The 18,068-nt window shown below is 42.9% G+C and carries 22 protein-coding genes and 1 tRNA gene; 3 read left to right on the forward strand and 20 right to left on the reverse strand.

The annotated features are described in order from the left end of the window. Positions 1 to 79 precede the first annotated feature (79 nt). The 19 genes from NYE22_RS17290 to queG form a co-directional block, all read right to left on the reverse strand. Positions 80 to 1,021 (reverse strand): ABC transporter permease, encoded by a 942-nt coding sequence (locus NYE22_RS17290; RefSeq protein WP_003233421.1) that lies wholly within the window; start codon positions 1,019 to 1,021, stop codon positions 80 to 82. Next, a complete protein-coding gene (locus tag NYE22_RS17295; RefSeq protein ID WP_038829223.1) occupies positions 1,014 to 1,931 on the reverse strand; it encodes an ABC transporter ATP-binding protein in 918 nt (305 codons plus the stop codon). Before NYE22_RS17295 ends, NYE22_RS17290 begins: the two co-directional genes overlap by 8 nt. 16 nt (positions 1,932 to 1,947) lie before the next feature. Next, a complete protein-coding gene (locus NYE22_RS17300; RefSeq protein WP_015252494.1) occupies positions 1,948 to 2,646 on the reverse strand; it encodes an ABC transporter ATP-binding protein in 699 nt (232 codons plus the stop codon). 1 nt (position 2,647) lies between these two features. Then, the gene (locus NYE22_RS17305; RefSeq protein WP_003233424.1) at positions 2,648 to 3,013 is read right to left on the reverse strand and encodes a GntR family transcriptional regulator; all 366 of its coding nucleotides are present in this window, start codon (positions 3,011 to 3,013) and stop codon (positions 2,648 to 2,650) included. A 2-nt stretch (positions 3,014 to 3,015) separates the two neighbouring features. After that, on the reverse strand, positions 3,016 to 3,777 hold the full coding sequence (locus tag NYE22_RS17310; protein WP_038829220.1) for a hypothetical protein: 762 nt from the start codon (positions 3,775 to 3,777) through the stop codon (positions 3,016 to 3,018). A 4-nt stretch (positions 3,778 to 3,781) separates the two neighbouring features. Beyond that, positions 3,782 to 3,937, reverse strand: coding sequence for a hypothetical protein (locus NYE22_RS17315; RefSeq protein ID WP_003233426.1), 156 nt, complete (start codon positions 3,935 to 3,937; stop codon positions 3,782 to 3,784). After that, positions 3,937 to 4,311 (reverse strand): hypothetical protein, encoded by a 375-nt coding sequence (locus NYE22_RS17320; RefSeq protein WP_086343617.1) that lies wholly within the window; start codon positions 4,309 to 4,311, stop codon positions 3,937 to 3,939. Before NYE22_RS17320 ends, NYE22_RS17315 begins: the two co-directional genes overlap by 1 nt. Before the next feature lie 12 nt (positions 4,312 to 4,323). Further along, the gene (locus NYE22_RS17325) at positions 4,324 to 4,854 is read right to left on the reverse strand and encodes an NAD(P)H-dependent oxidoreductase (RefSeq protein WP_003233428.1); all 531 of its coding nucleotides are present in this window, start codon (positions 4,852 to 4,854) and stop codon (positions 4,324 to 4,326) included. Between the two features lie 22 nt (positions 4,855 to 4,876). Next, positions 4,877 to 6,475 (reverse strand): MFS transporter, encoded by a 1,599-nt coding sequence (locus NYE22_RS17330; protein WP_003233429.1) that lies wholly within the window; start codon positions 6,473 to 6,475, stop codon positions 4,877 to 4,879. A 40-nt stretch (positions 6,476 to 6,515) separates the two neighbouring features. Further along, complete coding sequence (locus NYE22_RS17335) at positions 6,516 to 7,181, reverse strand: HlyD family efflux transporter periplasmic adaptor subunit (RefSeq protein WP_014476241.1); 666 nt, start codon at positions 7,179 to 7,181, stop codon at positions 6,516 to 6,518. Between the two features lie 35 nt (positions 7,182 to 7,216). Further along, the gene (locus tag NYE22_RS17340) at positions 7,217 to 7,681 is read right to left on the reverse strand and encodes a MarR family transcriptional regulator (protein WP_003233431.1); all 465 of its coding nucleotides are present in this window, start codon (positions 7,679 to 7,681) and stop codon (positions 7,217 to 7,219) included. 158 nt (positions 7,682 to 7,839) lie between these two features. Further along, the gene (gene yhbH, locus NYE22_RS17345) at positions 7,840 to 9,018 is read right to left on the reverse strand and encodes a sporulation protein YhbH (RefSeq protein WP_003233432.1); all 1,179 of its coding nucleotides are present in this window, start codon (positions 9,016 to 9,018) and stop codon (positions 7,840 to 7,842) included. A 178-nt stretch (positions 9,019 to 9,196) separates the two neighbouring features. Beyond that, positions 9,197 to 11,092, reverse strand: coding sequence for a serine/threonine protein kinase PrkA (gene prkA / locus NYE22_RS17350; protein ID WP_003239626.1), 1,896 nt, complete (start codon positions 11,090 to 11,092; stop codon positions 9,197 to 9,199). A gap of 348 nt (positions 11,093 to 11,440) precedes the next feature. Next, the gene (locus NYE22_RS17355; RefSeq protein ID WP_032725262.1) at positions 11,441 to 12,148 is read right to left on the reverse strand and encodes a hypothetical protein; all 708 of its coding nucleotides are present in this window, start codon (positions 12,146 to 12,148) and stop codon (positions 11,441 to 11,443) included. Positions 12,149 to 12,159: 11 nt separating this feature from the next. Then, positions 12,160 to 12,873 (reverse strand): polymer-forming cytoskeletal protein, encoded by a 714-nt coding sequence (locus tag NYE22_RS17360; protein WP_021479697.1) that lies wholly within the window; start codon positions 12,871 to 12,873, stop codon positions 12,160 to 12,162. Beyond that, complete coding sequence (locus tag NYE22_RS17365; RefSeq protein WP_283934175.1) at positions 12,864 to 13,505, reverse strand: YhbD family protein; 642 nt, start codon at positions 13,503 to 13,505, stop codon at positions 12,864 to 12,866. Before NYE22_RS17365 ends, NYE22_RS17360 begins: the two co-directional genes overlap by 10 nt. A 125-nt stretch (positions 13,506 to 13,630) precedes the next feature. Continuing rightward, the gene (gene trmL / locus NYE22_RS17370; protein WP_010886453.1) at positions 13,631 to 14,113 is read right to left on the reverse strand and encodes a tRNA (uridine(34)/cytosine(34)/5-carboxymethylaminomethyluridine(34)-2'-O)-methyltransferase TrmL; all 483 of its coding nucleotides are present in this window, start codon (positions 14,111 to 14,113) and stop codon (positions 13,631 to 13,633) included. 37 nt (positions 14,114 to 14,150) lie between these two features. Beyond that, positions 14,151 to 15,086, reverse strand: coding sequence for an amidase domain-containing protein (locus tag NYE22_RS17375; RefSeq protein WP_342412010.1), 936 nt, complete (start codon positions 15,084 to 15,086; stop codon positions 14,151 to 14,153). Positions 15,087 to 15,152: 66 nt separating this feature from the next. Beyond that, positions 15,153 to 16,313, reverse strand: a complete 1,161-nt coding sequence (queG, locus tag NYE22_RS17380; RefSeq protein ID WP_342412011.1) for a tRNA epoxyqueuosine(34) reductase QueG — start codon at positions 16,311 to 16,313, stop codon at positions 15,153 to 15,155. A gap of 82 nt (positions 16,314 to 16,395) precedes the next feature. On the opposite strand from queG, the gene NYE22_RS17385 reads away from it, so the two are divergent. After that, on the forward strand, positions 16,396 to 17,019 hold the full coding sequence (locus tag NYE22_RS17385) for a B3/4 domain-containing protein (protein WP_003233449.1): 624 nt from the start codon (positions 16,396 to 16,398) through the stop codon (positions 17,017 to 17,019). A gap of 90 nt (positions 17,020 to 17,109) precedes the next feature. Here the strand turns inward: NYE22_RS17385 and NYE22_RS17390 are convergent. Beyond that, positions 17,110 to 17,183 (reverse strand) — tRNA-Gly (locus NYE22_RS17390). Positions 17,184 to 17,376: 193 nt separating this feature from the next. Here NYE22_RS17390 and NYE22_RS17395 point away from each other — a divergent pair. Together NYE22_RS17395 and NYE22_RS17400 are read left to right on the forward strand one after the other, a co-directional pair. Then, positions 17,377 to 17,577 carry a helix-turn-helix transcriptional regulator gene (locus NYE22_RS17395; RefSeq protein ID WP_009966860.1) on the forward strand — a complete coding sequence of 67 codons (201 nt, stop codon included), beginning with the start codon at positions 17,377 to 17,379 and terminating at the stop codon, positions 17,575 to 17,577. A 1-nt stretch (position 17,578) separates the two neighbouring features. Next, entirely contained in the window at positions 17,579 to 18,052 is a 474-nt protein-coding gene (locus tag NYE22_RS17400; RefSeq protein ID WP_047182327.1) for a hypothetical protein, read from the forward strand. Positions 18,053 to 18,068 lie beyond the last annotated feature (16 nt).

Genomic DNA, 18,068 nt, shown 5'->3' on the forward strand with positions numbered 1-18,068 from the left:
ATGAAAAACTGCAGGTGCAAACCTGCAGTTTTTATTTTGACAAAAAAGCTGTTTTGCATAAGCAAAACAGCTTTATTTATTAGTTTGCAATATCCCGCTTCATGAAGATTCCGAAAGCAAGCAACAGGAAGATGATAAAGTAGATCGCCAGCATGACGAGAGAAAACGTCATAGTCATCCCTTTTATTAACGGTGTGCCATCCACATACTGAGTCAAGTCGACATTAGCAAACAATATATACTTTGCCCAGTCAAATTTCGCTGCAATAAATGCAGTTGCAGTCGTACCGGCAACCAACAAGAAGATGGAAAAACCAACCGCAAGAGAGCTGTTTCTGAATACCGCAGACAGCATAAACGCCATCGTCGCCACCATTAAAGCCGAGACGGATTCAGAAAGATACGTTGTGGCCAAATGCCCCATCATGTTTTGCTCAATGACATGGCCATCCTTATAGATTAAATGAATATTCGCGGCGGTTTCACCACCCGTTCCGAAGAAGATCAACCCTAATAAAGTAGAACCGATAAATAAAATCAACAGCAACAGGAGCCCAAACAGGAGAACTGTAATATATTTGGACATCAAAATTTGAAAACGACTGAGCGGCCGAATCATTAATAGCTTAATCGTTCCCCAATTAAATTCGTTCGCGACAATTCCGGCCGCGATGATAATAGTAAACAGACCGGTAAGGATTGTAAAGTTTGCTGAATCCGTTACATAAGACCATACCGTATAGCCCGTGTCACTAGGGATATTATGCTCGATGCGATAGTCGTTGAGTGTGATTGTTTCTTTATACCCATCTTTCAGTGAAGGATCTTCTTTGATTTCTTTCTTTAATTCGGCGTTTTGTGCTTGAAGTTCTTGTTTCCAATGGGAATTTGATTCACCAGCAGAAAAATGATTCGCCAAAAATGCAAATCCAACCATTGTCAGCCCCAGAATTCCGATCATCACCCATGTTCCGGCACGGCTGAAAATTTTGAGCCACTCATTATAAATCAAATTAAGCATGTTGAACCTCCTCTTTTGTTTCACCTGTCATTTCTAAGAAACGGTCCTCTAATGATTTTGTTATGACCTTGACCTCATAAATACGGATTTGCTGCATCACCAGCAATTCAATAACCGCAGGGACTTCGTCTTTAGCCAGTTTGATTTCTACACCATTTGTCTTACTCAGCAAATCGTACTGATTTAAAACAGCAGCGGCTTCATTCGGCTGCTCAACCTGGAAGAAATATGTATCGTTCTCATCAATGTTTTCATCTTTTACATTTTGAATATCGATCAGCTTTCCTTTTTGCAGAATCGCAATTCGATCACACATCAGTTCCATTTCTGACAGCAGGTGGCTTGAAACGATGACAGCCATTCCTCTTTCTCGGGTCAGCTTCTTTAAATGATCTCTGATTTCTCTGATCCCCGCCGGATCAAGGCCGTTTGTCGGTTCATCCAAAATCAGCACTTTCGGATCGTGCAGAAGGCATTGTGCCAAGCCAAGACGCTGTCTCATCCCCAGAGAATATGTTTTCACCTTGTCGTGGATTCTGTCTGTTAAACCGACCAGTTCAACAACTTCATCAATTTTTTCCTTCGTGACACCCTTGACCATCCTTGCGTATTGCTGGAGATTTTTATATCCGCTCAAAAATTTATACAGCTCGGGATTCTCAACGATCGCTCCAATATGCTTAATCGCCTTGCCATATTCTTTCGTAATTGATTGGCCGCAAATGAGGACATCACCTTTCGACAGCTTCATTAACCCCACCATCATCCGGATGGTTGTCGTTTTCCCCGCTCCGTTTGGTCCCAAAAAACCGAATACCTCGCCTTCACGAATCGTAAAACTGAGATCATCAATGATCGTTCGGCCTCTGATGTTTTTAGTCACGTTTTTCAATTCCAACACTGTTTTCATCATATTCCTCCTCTTTCTAGCAAACTTCCATTTTTGATTTAAACCATTGCAACACAGACATGCCTTCCTGTTCACGAATATCTTCTACTTCACGCTGCGCAACTTTTTCTCCATTGGCGAGGATGATTACTTCGTCTAACAAAGTCTCAATTTCATCAATTTCATGTGTCGCGATCACGACAATCTGCTGCTCAAAATCAATGTACGACACAAGGCTGTTTACGATGGAATCCCTGACCATCGGATCAAGCCCGGAAAAAGGTTCATCAAGCAAGATGACGTCTGCCCGTCTCGCTAAAGCAAGAACGATTTTCAGCCGGCCCCGATTTCCTTTTGATAGCTTTTTGATCTTTTTTTCCGGATTCAGCTGCATCTCATTCAATAGCTTATAAGCCTGTTCTGTTTGAAAATCAGGAAACTGCGACTGATAAAAATTCACCATATCTTTAACAGTGAAATGCGGATAAAACATATCAAGCTCAGTAAGATAAGCCGTTTGACGCACCATTTCTCTCGTAACCTGCTCTTCATCAACTTTCACAAATCCTGAAGTCGGAAACAGAAGGCCAGCCATCATTTTCAGGGTCGTTGACTTGCCGCTGCCGTTCGGTCCGATCAGGCCATAAATCCGTCCGGATGATAGGGTGATTGACACATCATTGACGGCCGTATGGCGGCCGTATTTTTTTGATACATGTTCTAGCTTGATTTCCATTTTAGCCTCCCTCTGTGAATGTTTTAATCCCTTCTAACATTTCCTCTTTCGTTAGCCCTAGCTCTTTCATTTGCTTGACAAAGCCTTCCAGCACCTCTCGTGTCAGCTTGTCTTTCAGCTCGTCTACGATTTCTGCTTTTTCCGCAATAAACGTCCCTTGACCTCTTCTTGTCTCCACAATACCCAGCCTTTCCATCTCACTGTACGTTCTTTGAATTGTATTGGGATTTACCTTAGTTTGAATCGCCATTTCTCTTACTGAAGGAAGCTTGTCTCCTGGGAGCAGCTCCTTCCTGACCAGCCTATAAAAGATCTGATCAGCGATCTGCAGATAAATCGGTTTCGAGGATTGGAATTGATTGTCCATATTTACACCTCTACTTTACGATCAAGCAGTTTTGAAGCCATGATGAGCAGCAAGAACGTGATGACTATAGCAATAGGAAACCCTAGCACAGACAGATGGATAGGTTTTAGTTCCAATCTCCAAACATTGTGGAAGTGGAAATCAAAATTGCAATAGACTGTTACAGGCCAGAAATGCTTTTGAGATTCAACCAAAGGGCTTATGATGTATTCATCGAAGAATAACCACACTGCAACCAACAGAACCATCGCAGCCCACCGCATTCCGCGCCAATTTCTGAGAGAGTGAAAAACAGTCCAAAATACAATGACTGTTACTGACATATCTAACGAAGAAATAAGCCCATACATATTCAGCAAAGCCACTGTACTCGTTATATCAACTTGATGCTCCAGCAGATTTTTTACAGAGAGCATATGATACATCCATATGCCATAGGCTGTTAATGCCAACTGAATCACAAATTGATAGAGCAAAGATGCTGCCAATTTAGAAGAAAACAGCCATAAGCCGCCATTTGGATTGTACAGCCAAAGCTGTGATTTCCCTTCCTTGCGAAGGTGATAAAACACAAAAACAGGAGATAAGAAAAGCAGAAAAAAAGCAACTGCAACAAAAAAACCAAAAATGACTAGAGGTTCTTTCGTGCGAGAAGCTATAATATGGCCTGTTCCCAATAAGAAAATGATTCCGCATATCCATACTAGCAGCCACATTCTTGAAAGCTTGATATCTTTCTTTAATAAACCTAAAAAAGAATTCATGTCTTTACCTCCCGGAAAAAATCCTCGGTGTATGAGTAACATAGTACACTAGATCAAGGTGGAATACAACATATTCCATGGATTTATTTGATAAAAACATAATTGATGGAAACAGCAAAAAAGGCAAACCCGCATGAGTAAACGGATTTGCCTTTTTCATTACTTTTTCTTATTTTTCATAGAGAGCAGCGCATCACGATAGCTGCGGTCCTGCATTTTGTCACTTTCCTCAGTGACCTCTTCTTCTGCATGAACTTCATCAGAATGCTTAAACTTTTGCAGCGCTTGCCTGTAAATATCATCACCCATTGTGTCACGCTTCTCTTTTGGGGAATCGTTTTTGACAACGGATGGCGTATGCTCGGCAGCCCTTGCTTCAGCAGGGTAATGCGCTTCGTTTTTTTCCTCTTCTGGAGGTGCGATTCTATCAGTTGCGTCTTGCTTCTCAGGTCCAGGTGAGGCGCTGCGGACATTAAATGTAATAAGGGCCGCAATGACAATGACAGCAGCAATAATTGCTATAATAATGGCCATTTCAACCTCTCCTTACTGTCCTGCTGTTAGGTTTCCTGTGACTTGGCTGACACGTCTTCCCAACGCGCGTCCAAGCTGAATACCTTCCTCAGACATTAACTCATCACTGTCTACCGGACAAGTGACACCTGCTCCGTAATAAGAGCCATAAAGTGCGTTTTCAGGCACGTTGCCAGGCAGTCCGACAACGATCATGCCTTGGTGGAACATCGGCGTGATTAAATTGTGCATTGTCATTTCCAAGCCGCCGTGTGTTGTTGCCGTTGTGCAGAAGACAGCACCGACTTTGTTGATCAGCTCGCCTTCAGCCCACAAGTAGCCAAGTCTGTCGATCCAAGTTTTAAGACCGGAGCTGATTGTTCCGAAATGCCCTGGGCATCCCCAAATAATCGCATCCATATCTTTAAGCTTGCGGATATCAGCCTGATCTACATGGTCGATGAACACTTCAGCCGCGTCGTTTTCTCTCGCGCCTTCAGCAATCGCTTCTGCAAGCACTTTAGTATGTTCGCCTTCACTATCATACACTACATAAATTTTCATTCAGGAAACCTCCCTGTACAGATTAAGATTCCTTAGCTTCTTTTGGAGCAGGAAGTAATGAAAGCTCCTCTTTTTTCTTCTTACGCAATTTATCTTTTCTGACGTCACGCAGGAAGATACTTAAAATCAAACCTGCTACACAGAATAAGGTTGCCCACATAAAGGCATCATTTATCCCCATGACATTGGAATCGAGTGACGCGTGTTTATAAATATGTGAGTACACATATGTTTTCGCCGTATCATAAGACACATTCATATTCACCATTAAATTCGAAACTGCATTTTGGAACGCATGGAGGAAGTTCGGGTCCGCCGTGCTTGTTTTATCTGCAATTTGTGAATAATGGAATGTCGTCCGGTTTGTATAAATCGTCGTAATTAAACTTGTTCCGATTGATCCGCTGATTTGGCGAAGCGTGTTGCTCATCGCCGTTCCGTGGCTGTTCAGACGGGCAGGAAGCTGGTTCATCCCGGCTGTCATGACTGGCATCATTAAGAGAGACATACCAAATGCACGAATTGAATAGATCAGCATGATGTGTGTATATGGTGTATCAATTGTCAATTGCGTGTATTGATAGGTTGTTACCACTGTCACGAGAAGCCCGATAATCGCAAGCGGTCTCGGTCCGAATTTATCGAACAAAATACCTGAGATCGGTGACATAATCAGCATAACGATCGCACCCGGAAGCAGAAGCAGACCGGATTGAAGCGCCGTAAAGCCGACCAGGTTTTGCAGATAGATCGGTAAAAGGAACATACCAGTGTAAAGTGCCACTGTTATAATGATATTAATGACACTCGAGAGTGAGAAAATGTCATATTTAAACACTCTGAAATCAAGCATCGGATCATCATGACGCAATTGCTGAACAACAAAAGCAACAATTGCAATGGCTCCGATAATAACTGTAGACAATACAATCGGGTCGGTCCAGCCGTCAGACCCGGCTTCACTGACTCCGTATAATAAGGAGGCGAATCCGACAATCGAGAGGATTGCGCCAAGAGTATCGAGTTTGATTTTTTGCGGCTCCACCATATTTTTAAAGATGAAGAAAGCCACAATGATAACAATTGCGCCGATCGGCACAAGTCCGTAAAACATAATGCGCCATGTATAATGCTCAATAATCCACCCGGAAAGAGTCGGGCCGACCGCTGGAGCAAACATCATCGCTAGCCCGAAAATCCCCATTCCTTTCCCCCTGCTTTCAGGCGGGAAAATTAACAGAATGGTTGTCATAACGAGCGGCTGCAAGATACCTCCGCCCACGGCCTGAATCAAACGGCCGATCAGCATTGTAGAGAAGTTAGGTGCGATACCGCAGACTAACGTACCGAGCGTAAAACAAAACATCGCGACGAGAAAGAGACTCCGCTGGCCAAATCGTGTAATCAGGAAAGCAGATAACGGAATCAATACACCGTTAACAAGCATGTAACCTGTTGTCAGCCACTGAATCGTCGTTGCACTTACGCCAAATTCAGTCATTAAGTGCGGCATTGCAACATTAAGCAGTGTTTGGTTTAGAATTGCCAAAAATAAACCCGCCATTAGCACAATCAGCAATGACATAGGGTTTTTTGCATTTTTTTCTTTGCCTGTAGCCATCTAAGACAACCTCCTTTCATGGTTTGATGACTGATCTGTTTTACTCAGAAATTTTAACAGATGCATTCATTCCAGGAAGCACCTTATCAGATGGGTTTTTGATTGAAATTTTCACAGGAATTTTTTGTGTTACTTTTGTGTAGTTTCCGCTTGAATTTGTAGAAGGAAGCATATCAAAAGTTGAGTTAGTCGCATAACCAATTTCTTCTACAGTACCGTCAAATGTAGTATCAGGATCTCCGTCAACTACTACGTCTACACTATTTCCTACTTCAATATCCGCAATATCTGTTTCTTTAATATTTGCTGTGATGTATAGGTTGTCCATGTCAATCGTTTGTGCAATTGTTGTACCAGCTTGTACGGTTTGTCCGTTTTTCACTTCGTTTTTCACAATTGTTCCATCCATAATGGATTTTACGTCAACAGTTTGTTCGCCTTTGATTTTTGCAACTGTGTCGCCTTTTTTCACTGTTTTTCCTTCGTCCAGATCCCAGTCAGATACTTTACCTGCCGCTGGAGCAGTAATAGCAGCCATATCGCCCGCTACTTTTGCTTCATCTGTTTTTACGTAGTTTGTGCTTTGATAATAGTAGTAAGCACCTCCAGCTATAATTGCAAGAACAACAATCAAACCGATAATGTTGGTCAGAATTAAACGTCCTCTGTTCATTTTGTTTTCTCCTTTCGTTTCATCCTCTATCATTTTGCGGAAAGCTGGTGAAAATATGTGAGAAGTTTTTAATTACCGCTTTTTTCTGAACAGCCTTCAGCAAGCTTCGTTAAGCTTCCGGCTAGTTTGCGCAAATACTGCAGCTGGGAGGTATCAAGCTTTTGGTACAAGCCAGCACCCATTTTTGCATATTGCACAGCGGCTTTTTCTATCAGTTCTTCCCCCTCTTCGGTTAACTGAATCATGACGATACGGCGGTCATCCGGACTGTCATATCGATTCATCAATTGGCGCTTATACAGAATATCTGTCATCCGCGTCACAGAAGCAGGCTTAAGATCAAGCGACATTGCCAGCTTGCTTAGCGGGGTGCTTCCGCTTTGATGAATTTTAAACATCAGCAAATATTGAAGGACTGTAATATCAAAAGGCTCAAGCACAATCTCCAATATCTTCTTCTGTTTTTTATATATCGCCCGAGACGTATCGAAGAGCTGTTCAAAAGTGAGCAAAGCACGTTCTGATTCAGTCAACTCCTTTTCACCTCATTCCTCAATAATAGTTCACAAGATAAAATATTAATAAATGAAAGAAGATTTGTCAAAGGAAAAATTTCTTTTTCTCCCGTATTTTTTTCGCAAGCGTTTTCTTGCTTTTATTAAATAAAAAAAGCCCTGAAATGGGCTTTTCATTACGAAAATTGATGGCTTACACCAGACTCTTCATTTCTGAAAAAGTTCTTTAGAGCCTGAAAAACATCAGATTTCTGTTTTAAAATATAGTACTTAAATTTCTCATCTTTTACATTTTTATATGCAGACATTAACGTTGAATGCCTGTTGTACTGATTGACCTCGCCGTAGCAAAACAGATTGGCCTTCTTCATAATATCATTGACCAGCTTCACACAGCGCGCGTTATCAGATGTCAGGTTGTCACCGTCAGAAAAATGAAACGGGTAAATGTTATAGCGGGCGGGATTGTACTTTTCATCAATAAGCTCAAGCGACTTCCGATATACGGAAGAACAAATGGTTCCGCCGCTTTCTCCCTTTGAGAAAAAATCCTCCTCCGAGACCACTCTTGCTTCTGTATGATGGGCAATAAATTCAATTTCCACAGTCTCGTATTTTGTCCGCAAAAAACGGGTCATCCAGAAAAAGAAGCTTCTGGCCATGTATTTTTCCCAAACCCCCATACTGCCGCTTGTATCCATCATGGCTAAAACGACGGCTTTTGATTCGGGCTTTGTGATGTCATTCCACGTCTTATATTTCAGGTCCTCCGGATAAATTGGGTAGAACGACGGTTTTCCTGACATTGCGTTTCGTTTAAAGGCTGACATCATCGTTCTTTTCTTATCAATATTACCGGTTAACCCTGTTTTACGGATATCATTAAACTCGATATCTGTATGAATGATATTGTCCCGCTCTTTTTGCTGGAGATTCGGAAGCTCTAATTCTTTAAAAAGCGCTTCTTCTAAATCCATTAATGAAACTTCCGCTTCATAATAATCCTCGCCTGCCTGATCACCGGCACCCTGCCCTTTTCCAGGCCCTTGTTTTTTGTCTGATCCATCCCGGGCCACAACATCTCCAACCTGGCTCTCGCCGTCTCCTTGCCCTACATGTTTATTTTTATCATAGTTATAACGGATTTTATACTCATCAAGTGAACGGATTGGGATCTTCACTACATCTTTTCCATTAGACATAATAATGCTTTCCTCAGTTACGAGGTCCGGAAGATTGTTTTTGATCGCTTCCTGCACTTTTTTCTGGTGGCGCTGCTGGTCATCGAAGCCTTTGCGATGGAGGGACCAGTTTTCCTCAGAAATCAAAAAATGGCCGCTGTCATTTTGGGACATGAATTCCCCTCCTTAACCATTTGTGGTCGTGATACATACGTATTCCGGCTTGTGCCAGATTATGAAACAAGTCTTTTGAAAGATTTATATTCATCATATGCACATATGCACGTTTAATTGACAAACTATTTAGAAAATGGGACAAAATAACCCGCCCTATTCGGACGGGTCACGTTGCTTATCGGTTCAGCAGGCTGCCGACATATTTCAGCAGCTCATTGGCGCTCGTCGAGTTGTAGCCGTGCTCATCAATTAAACGGGCCACGACTTCATTTACCTTTTTCAGCTGCTGCTCATCCGGCGTTTTTGTTGAGGTCGTAATTTTAACGACATCCTTCAGATCAGCAAACAGCTTTTTCTGAATAGCTTCACGCAGTCTTTCATGGGAATTGTAATCAAACCGCTTGCCTTTTCTCGCATAGGCCGAGATGCGGATTAAAATTTCTTCGCGGAACGCTTTTTTGGCGTTTTCCGAAATGCCGATCTGCTCTTCGATGGATCTCATCAGCTTTTCGTCAGGGTTCATTTCCTCTCCTGTCAAAGGATCACGAAGCTTATTTTTATTGCAATAAGCCTCTACGTTATCGAGGTAATTGTCCATAAGTGTTTTTGCTGATTCTTCATACGAATACACAAACGCTTTTTGAACTTCCTTTTTCGCAATGTCGTCATATTCCTTGCGGGCGGCAGAAATAAAATTCAAATACCGCTCCCTGTCCTCGCTTGAAATTGATGGGTGCTGATCAAGACCTTCTTTTAAGGAGCGAAGGACATCGAGAGAATTAATCGATTCCATATTTTTTCTGATAATCGTTGAAGAAATCCGGTTGATCACGTACCGCGGATCAATGCCGCTCATGCCTTCATCATTATATTCTTTTTTCATATCCTCAACGTCGACAGAATTATATCCTTCCACACTTTCTCCATCATACAGTCTCATTTTCTTGACCAGATCAATATCCGACCGCTTCGGCTCTTTTAACCGGGTAAGGATTGAGAACATCGCGGCGACCTTCAACGTATGCGGGGCAATATGAACATCCGCCACATCGCTTTCTGCGATCATTTTTTCATAAATTCTCTCTTCCTCAGACACTTTTAAATTATAAGGAACCGGCATCACGATGATTCTTGAGTGCAGGGCTTCATTCTTCTTATTAGAAATAAATGAGCGATACTCCGTTTCATTCGTGTGAGCCACGATCAGCTCATCAGCAGAAATTAACGCAAACCGCCCAGCTTTAAAATTCCCTTCCTGTGTCAAGGAAAGCAAATGCCAGAGAAATTTCTCATCACATTTCAGCATCTCCTGAAACTCCATCATCCCGCGGTTCGCTTTATTCAGCTCTCCGTCAAACCGGTAAGCGCGCGGATCTGATTCGGAACCGTACTCGGCGATTGTTGAGAAATCAATACTCCCCGTCAAATCGGCGATATCTTGAGATTTCGGATCAGAGGGACTGAATGTTCCAATTCCCGTACGCTTATCTTCTGAAAAGAAGATGCGCTCCACCTTCACATCCTCAATTCTTCCTCCGTACTCTTCCTCCAGCCTCATGACATTTAAAGGAGAAAGACTTCCTTCTATTCTAATGCCGTATTCTCTGTAAAAGTCATCGCGTAAATGATGGGGGATTAAATGTAGAGGGTCCTCGTGCATCGGGCAGCCTTTAATCGCATATACAGCGCCATTATCTGTCAGCGTGTATGCTTCGAGACCTTTTTTAAGCATTGTGACCAGCGTAGATTTACCACCGCTCACAGGCCCCATCAGCAATAGAATCCGCTTTCTGACATCTAGACGTTTGGCAGCCGGATGAAAATACTCTTCCACAAGACGCTCCAGAGATTCTTCAAGCCCGAACAGCTCGCGGTCAAAAAAACTGTACTTCTTGCGTCCGTCAATCTCCTCTATCCCGCTGTCTTTTATCATATTAAAAACTCGAGAATGAGCAGATTGCGCGACCATCGGATTTTCTTTAATAATCTCCAAATAATCGGCGAAAGTTCCTTCCCATTTCAGCCGCTGCTCTTCCTCTCTGTACTGTTCAATTTTCTTTAATATATCCATAAGGACCTCCTCTATCATGTTTGATACACTATGCAAATAAGGTACTTTGATACAATCTATGCCGCCATCCCGTGATACATGCTTTGGTTTCTTAAAAATAAAGATACTTATACATCGTTGACAAGGCAGACAGCGACCGTTCATAATAAAGAAAAATACAGAATCATCCAGACTCGGACAGCACGGAAAAATTGAAGAGGGGGAGAGACGGTGAAAACAATCATCATGATGGGTGTCATTGTCACTTTTTTAGTATCAATTTTTACCGCAGGATACGATAGCAAGCCTGGAAAAGAATAAAAAAGGGTGCTCCTGAAAGAGCACCTTTTTGTATAACAGAACAATGTTTTACAGTTTTGTTTTTTCTTTAATCTGTGAATGCGGATCGCATTCACATTTGTTTTCGTACTCAATCGTTCCGATGCTGCATCCCGGCCCGATGATCACTTCTTTTCCCCTGACAACTGCCGCTTCGGTATTCTCCAAATAAACCCGATCTCCTTCTATGACATCGGCGATCAGCTTCCCTTTCTTCCGGCTAAAAAAACTCGCGCGTCTTTTCACTGTAATTGTTGTTCCGCCGATTTCCTGCACATGGCTTATATCATGGCTCAATCTCAGCTTGATCTCACCCGAATTTAATAACCCCGATACATCAACACAGCCTGTGACATGGAACATTTCTGTTTCACAATCACCTATTACGCTAAGCTTCCCTTTCACATCGCAGGATTCTCCAGTCATATTCCCGCCAATTTCAGTCTGGCCTTTCAGATTGAATCGATCAAATTGAAGTGAGCCGCTGACTTTCATTGTCCCATATATATTGATTTTGCCAGCTGTCAGATCGCCTTTACATTCACTTTCTCCGAGCACACGCAGCCGCTCAGTCTCTGCTTTTCCGAGAAAAAGGCCCGTTCCGTATATGCGGCAGCCTACAGCAGACAGCCCTTCTCCAACTACACCTTCTCCTTTGATGCTGACATTGTGATACGCGCCTCCTGCGGCATGCCCAGCGCCATATAATTTTAAATTTCCCAGTTTTGTTGTCTCCATTACGATCCTCCTTACAACTTTGTGGATGTTTCAACCGACGCGCTTGGGTCACAGGTATAGTCCCCGCTGTATTCGACGGTTTCAATCTGGCAATCCGGGCCGATGACCACTTTATTTCCGCGCACGGTTTTCGCCTTTGTATTTGTCAGTTCAATCACGTCACCTTCGATCAGCTCTGCTGTTAGAACAGGCTGCGGCATTAATCTGAGCAATGTCAGCATTCCTTTTCTGCAGGTCACTTGAAGATGGCGGCAGCCGATCTCCCGCACATAGCTTTCCCCTGCAGAAAGCTTAATGATCACCTGGTCTGCATTTAAAAGCCCGCTGATTTTGCATTTCCCTTCTGATTGAAAGGTTTCTGTTTCACAATCTGCTTCCATGACAGCTTTTCCGCTAATGTCAATGCCATCAGCCTTGACAGTGCCGCCAAATGTTGATGATCCAGCGATTTTCAATTGTTTTGCAGATACCTCTCCTTGAATAAAACCAGTGCCATTCATCCGGATAGATTCTGCTTCAACGTCTCCATGTATCTTTCCTGAACCGCTGATGGTTACCGCTTTCGCTTTGACGCTGCCGTCGGCTTTTCCGTTTCCATTAAAAGAAAAAGTGTCACACTCCACGTCCCCGGCCACTGTCCCGCTGCCATTAATCTCAACAGATTGAAATGTTCCTCCCTTTGAACTTCCTGATCCGTTTATCACCAGCTTTTCCACTACATCCATTGATGGCCCTCCTGCATAAATGTTGTTTTTAATTCCTCTGAAGCTTTTAATAAATCTACCCGTTCCACAACCTTTACGGATGATTCAAACAAAATGCTGTCCGCCGCAGCCGCTATAAAACAAGTTGTAACACCGAGCTTGCGGAGCACAATCAGCTCCGTCTGTTTTTCAATCTCTTCAGTATCATGCTTCTTTAATACCTCTGCAGCCATTTTTGCTTCTGCAAGGCTGACATTTCCAGACTGCAGCAGGCCCTCAAGTACAAACAGCGAAAGCAAATCGCTGGATGAAAAAACCGGACTTCCTCCGTCTTCTGAATAGGCTTCAAGAGCAGGCCTTGAAACCAAACCTTTATGAAGCAATTCATCAGCGGTCATGCTGACATCCTTCATTTTCGGCGACAGCATTTCCCTCATTTCATCCAAAGACAAATTTTCTTTCATCTTTTGAATCATTGATATACGTTTTAAAATCTCCTCTCTCGGAAAAAACGTCTCTTGCCCTGTAAATGTGGATTTACGAATAAACCATTCCTCAGGTATTAAGTTTTTCCGCTTCCATCGATACAGCTGACCGTATGAAATCGATGTTCTTTCAAGTAATTCTTTTTTAGAGATTAATTGTTTTTCCATAAGTCCAGCTCCTTTGATGGGTACATTGTAACATAACACTGTTACGTTGTTAAGCCCAAAAACGAAACAAAGCATTTCAACATCCGCAAAAAAACCCGCCCATCATCGATGAGCGGGTTTTTTCACTATTTTAAATCACGGTAATTTTGCTGGCGCAGCGCTTCATAAACAAGAATCGCGGCAGTATTGGACAGATTTAACGATCTGACGTGCTCTGTCATCGGAAGACGCAGGCAGCGGTCCATATTATTTTGAATTAAATCTTTTGGCAAACCGCTTGTTTCTCTTCCGAACACGAAGAAATAATCCTCGTCAAGATCAGTGTAATCAAATGATGTATGAGGCTGCTGGCCAAATTTTGTAATAAAGAAAAACTTGCCTTTTTTATATGCCTCAAACAATTCTTCTAACGAATCATGATACACAACGTTAACAAACTCCCAATAATCGAGTCCGGCACGCTTCAGCATTTTATCATCCGTTGAAAAGCCGAGCGGACGAATCAGGTGTAGCGTTGTATTGGTTGCTGCACAAGTACGTGCAATATTCCCTGTGTTAGCGGGAATTTCTGGTTGATATAAAACGACATGTAATGCCACAATGTTCACCTCTGTTTTTCTTATCCGCCCATCATTATAACATTAATTACTCTTTTGTCGTATCATCAACGATATGAAAAAAGGCATATCGTATTGACGGCGTGTATGCCGTAGAATCCTCATATGACCAATACCTCATCCGGCTGTCATAGGTCTGGGCGTTGACAAGCGGCATATTGCCTTTGTCCTTTGCCACGACAATCGTTGTATGATTAAACCGGCCGTCTCCTTCGAAGTCATAGCAAATCACATCGCCCGGCATCAGTTCTTCCGCTGATTTCACCCGCACCGCACGCAGTCCGGCCTTTGAATTCGACAAATACATTTTCATAGAGTGAGCCACCGTCCAGCTGTAGCTCCATGAGCTTTGTTTCATCCACCAGCCTGATCCCCTGTTCGGATGACCGCGCATCGGCGCGCCTCCTGCATGAAGACACTGAGAAATAAAATTTGTACAGTTATCGCTGAAATTTTTATAAGCAGGATTGCGCTTGTTCCAAAATTTCTCGGCATATTGGACAGCGCCGAGACGATCGTATTGAAAAGCCCTGCCAAACGCTTCTCTTTCCTCTTCAGCTTCAGAATAGTCAATAATACTGGTCCCTTCATGAAATCCAGCCGGCTTTTTCGCAATTTCCTGATCACTAATCAAAATGTGATCATACAGGAAAGCCATTCGCTCCTCTATGTGCTCTTCTATATACAAGCTGTCATCTTGTTCCTTACACACGTATTCGTAATGGATGGTATACGAAAGGCAGGTCGTTCCGTCATCCTCAACCCGCACATGATTAATCACGGCCTTTGCTTTCGCTTTTATGATGTCAACTTTACGTTTTTCCAGAAGCTTTTTCTTACGCTCCATGACTTTAAGGTCTCCGACTTGAGACTCCTGTCTCATAGCATGCCCGTTAACCAGAAAGCCCAGCCGCTCCTCCGCTAATTGTTCTAAAATGTACTTCAAGTTCACCCCACCCGCCATACTTTTTTATAGAGAAAAAACACTTGGATGATCTCAAGTGTTTTTTCCTTCTGCTCTATACGTATGTCAGGACAGGCCTTGTTTAGTCATGCCTGAAGCTTTTAGCAACTCAATTCCTTTTTCAATTTCCAGCTTTGCCTCTTCATCCTTCTCTTTTTCCAGCGCTTTTTCAAGCTCTTCCGCGTATGCGGGGTCTCCGATTTTTCCGATTGCCCATGCGGCTGTCCCCCTGATGACAGGACGCGGATCCTTATGCATCAGTTCCGCCAATTCAGGCAGTGCGGAAGCATCCTTAAAATGCGCTAGCGCGAGAATGGCGTTTCGCTGAATCGGTTTTTTCCCGCGCCAAGAACCTGAGACATGCCCGAATTTCTCCTTAAATTCCCGATTGCTGATGGTCAAAAGCGGCTTCAATAACGGTTTGGCAATCTCAGGATCAGGCTCCATTTCCGGATGAAGATGAAAATCCTTCCCTTTATTGAGAGGGCATACCGTTTGGCACGTATCGCACCCGTACAGGCGGTTTCCGATTTTTGTCCGGAATTCATCAGGTAAAAATCCTTTTGTCTGGGTTAGAAAAGAGATGCAGCGCTGCGCATTAAGCTGCCCGGGATTAACCAGGGCTCCCGTCGGACAGGCATCCAAGCATTTCGTGCAGGACCCGCACATATCTTCAATCGGCACATCAGGCTCAAAAGGGATATTTGTGATCATTTCCGCCAAATACACATAAGAGCCATACTCGGGTGTTGTGATCATACAGTTTTTCGCACTGAATCCAATTCCGGCACGTTCCGCAACGGCGCGATCAGACAATTCACCTGTATCAACCATTGACTTCGTTCTGATATCCTCATGCTTGCTTTTTAGAAAATCCTCCAGCAGATCAAGCTTTTCCCTCAACACATCATGATAGTCTTTTCCCCAGGAAGCTCTGCAAAAAATGCCCCTGCGCTCAGTTCTCGTGCTTCTCGGCGCATCCTTCATTCTGGAAGGATATGCGAGAGCAATTGCCACTATTGATTTCGCTTTCGGCAAAAGAAGCTTCGGCGTCACCCTTTTTTCGATATCCGGCTCTTCAAAGCCGGAGAGATAGCCGAGTGATTCTTGAAGAATCAAACGGTCTTTTAAACTGTCAAAAGTATCAGCGGTCGTAAAACCAATCTTGTCCACGCCAATGCTTTTCGCGTATTCAACTAATTCTTCTTTGAGCTGATAAACGTTCATGTTTTGCACAGCCTCCTTTCTTTGTGATAAAACGATACAGCGTTTATAATAGGTTGATATCACGTAACTGGAGTGAATGCTAGTGAATATCAAACTTGATTCTGTTATTACTGAACGTGCGGCCGGCTTACATGCAGCTGCTGTCATTTATGAGAATATCGAAGTCGGCTCCTCACCGCAAATGCTGAAAGGCAGACTCCGCCTGTTTCAAGAATCCTTGTTTTTCGACTATGCGGACGGCGGTATATCCGATGAATCCTTCGTCAAGGAATGGCAGGAACTCTTTAAACAGCTTAACCCTTCATTTGAGGGAGAAACAACCCCAATGGAGGACATGCTGGTCCCGATATCCAAGGAACAATTCATGGAAAGTAAAGACTCGGCCCATGACACAATCGATTTTTTCGCATTAAAATATTCTCTGCCTATTATGATTTATGATGCCGGAAAGCTTCATGAGCCGGTCCGGATCTCATTGGGAGAAAAAGAAAACATACTGCTTTTCTCTGATGAAAACGGCATTTTTGGCGATTTCAAAAACAACGTCAACCACTATCCCGTTTCAAACGAGACTAAGAATATGCTGCAAATCATTTTTTTCCCGCCATCGATTGAGAAAAGCAGCGCTGTTAACCTCTTATCATCATTAACGAAAATGTTTGAACAAATTCACGGCGGCACCCATACAGTACATTGGCTTACGTAAAAGAACACGAATGTCGTGTTCTTTTTTACATAAAAAAACGCAATACTTCGTTTATCTGAGAAACGAAACACTGCGTTAATAACGTATGTATGGAGCGGGTGATGAGAATCGAACTCACGACATCAGCTTGGAAGGCTGAGGTTTTACCACTAAACTACACCCGCATTTATGATTGTCAGCAACAGTACCGCTCTGACTTTTTTTATATTACATGTTTATTTATTTTTCGTCAAGGGAATATAAAAATTTTGTCGAAAAAAAGTTATCTTTTTGTAAAGTTGTTAAGTTCCATTTACATAATGTTAAGTATACTATACAATATAATCAATCGAGATTGTGAAGGGGACAGACGTCATGATGAAAAATAAAGTAAAAGAGCTGAGGGCACGCTTCGGCTATTCTCAGGAAAAACTAGGAGAAACAGTCGGCGTCACAAGACAGACTGTGGCAGCGATTGAAAAAGGCGATTATGTTCCCTCACTGCTGTTAGCACTGAAAATCTGCAAAGCCTTCTCCATGAAAATGGAGGATGTCTTTTGGTTAGAGGAGGAAAACTAAGATGAGCATGAAAACAAAAGCAGCTTTTCAACTTGTGTTATTTGGCCTTGCATGCTGGACGCTGATTGCATACTTTGAAGCGTCAGAAGGAATTGCATCTTTTTTTCGCACAAAGAGCGGCGGGATGGTGTTTGAATTAAACCTCACCCCCTTTATTCTGTTTGTTGCGGCGTCTGCGGTTTATTTGTACTTACAGAAAAAAAGCCGCCCTGCCAGAAAACAGCTTCTTCTGCCTGATGAGTTTGAAGAGCAGGATGAAAGAGAGCAGATGATGACGGCAAAAGCATGTCGCGCGTCATATATCGCTGTCTACTTCTCGCTGCCTGCCGCAGCGGTTCTTCTCATTTTTTATCCGCTATTTCAATCGCGCATTCCGTTTTTCCCTATTATTATTGTGTTTATCATCATGATCATCCAGCACCTTTCCTACGTCATCTCTTTCAAGAAAAACGAAAAAAACTCCGGCGCGCTGTAATCGGCCGGAGTTTTTT

Source organism: Bacillus sp. FSL K6-1560 (genome assembly GCF_038592935.1).
Taxonomy (GTDB): Bacteria; Bacillota; Bacilli; order Bacillales; family Bacillaceae; genus Bacillus; species Bacillus subtilis.

Coding starts and splice junctions, on each gene's coding strand:
- NYE22_RS17400 (WP_047182327.1), top strand. CDS start 17,579: ATGAGCATGAAAACAAAAGCAGCTTTTCAACTTGTGTTATTTGGCCTT.
- NYE22_RS17305 (WP_003233424.1), bottom strand. CDS start 3,013: ATGGACAATCAATTCCAATCCTCGAAACCGATTTATCTGCAGATCGCT.
- NYE22_RS17355 (WP_032725262.1), bottom strand. CDS start 12,148: ATGGAGACAACAAAACTGGGAAATTTAAAATTATATGGCGCTGGGCAT.
- NYE22_RS17335 (WP_014476241.1), bottom strand. CDS start 7,181: ATGATAGAGGATGAAACGAAAGGAGAAAACAAAATGAACAGAGGACGT.
- queG (WP_342412011.1), bottom strand. CDS start 16,313: ATGAACGTTTATCAGCTCAAAGAAGAATTAGTTGAATACGCGAAAAGC.
- NYE22_RS17320 (WP_086343617.1), bottom strand. CDS start 4,311: ATGGCCATTATTATAGCAATTATTGCTGCTGTCATTGTCATTGCGGCC.
- NYE22_RS17395 (WP_009966860.1), top strand. CDS start 17,377: ATGAAAAATAAAGTAAAAGAGCTGAGGGCACGCTTCGGCTATTCTCAG.
- NYE22_RS17330 (WP_003233429.1), bottom strand. CDS start 6,475: ATGGCTACAGGCAAAGAAAAAAATGCAAAAAACCCTATGTCATTGCTG.
- NYE22_RS17365 (WP_283934175.1), bottom strand. CDS start 13,505: ATGGAAAAACAATTAATCTCTAAAAAAGAATTACTTGAAAGAACATCG.
- yhbH (WP_003233432.1), bottom strand. CDS start 9,018: ATGTCCCAAAATGACAGCGGCCATTTTTTGATTTCTGAGGAAAACTGG.
- NYE22_RS17310 (WP_038829220.1), bottom strand. CDS start 3,777: ATGAATTCTTTTTTAGGTTTATTAAAGAAAGATATCAAGCTTTCAAGA.
- prkA (WP_003239626.1), bottom strand. CDS start 11,092: ATGGATATATTAAAGAAAATTGAACAGTACAGAGAGGAAGAGCAGCGG.
- NYE22_RS17290 (WP_003233421.1), bottom strand. CDS start 1,021: ATGCTTAATTTGATTTATAATGAGTGGCTCAAAATTTTCAGCCGTGCC.
- NYE22_RS17375 (WP_342412010.1), bottom strand. CDS start 15,086: ATGGCGGGTGGGGTGAACTTGAAGTACATTTTAGAACAATTAGCGGAG.
- NYE22_RS17325 (WP_003233428.1), bottom strand. CDS start 4,854: ATGAAAATTTATGTAGTGTATGATAGTGAAGGCGAACATACTAAAGTG.
- NYE22_RS17300 (WP_015252494.1), bottom strand. CDS start 2,646: ATGGAAATCAAGCTAGAACATGTATCAAAAAAATACGGCCGCCATACG.
- NYE22_RS17295 (WP_038829223.1), bottom strand. CDS start 1,931: ATGAAAACAGTGTTGGAATTGAAAAACGTGACTAAAAACATCAGAGGC.
- NYE22_RS17315 (WP_003233426.1), bottom strand. CDS start 3,937: ATGAAAAAGGCAAATCCGTTTACTCATGCGGGTTTGCCTTTTTTGCTG.
- NYE22_RS17360 (WP_021479697.1), bottom strand. CDS start 12,873: ATGGATGTAGTGGAAAAGCTGGTGATAAACGGATCAGGAAGTTCAAAG.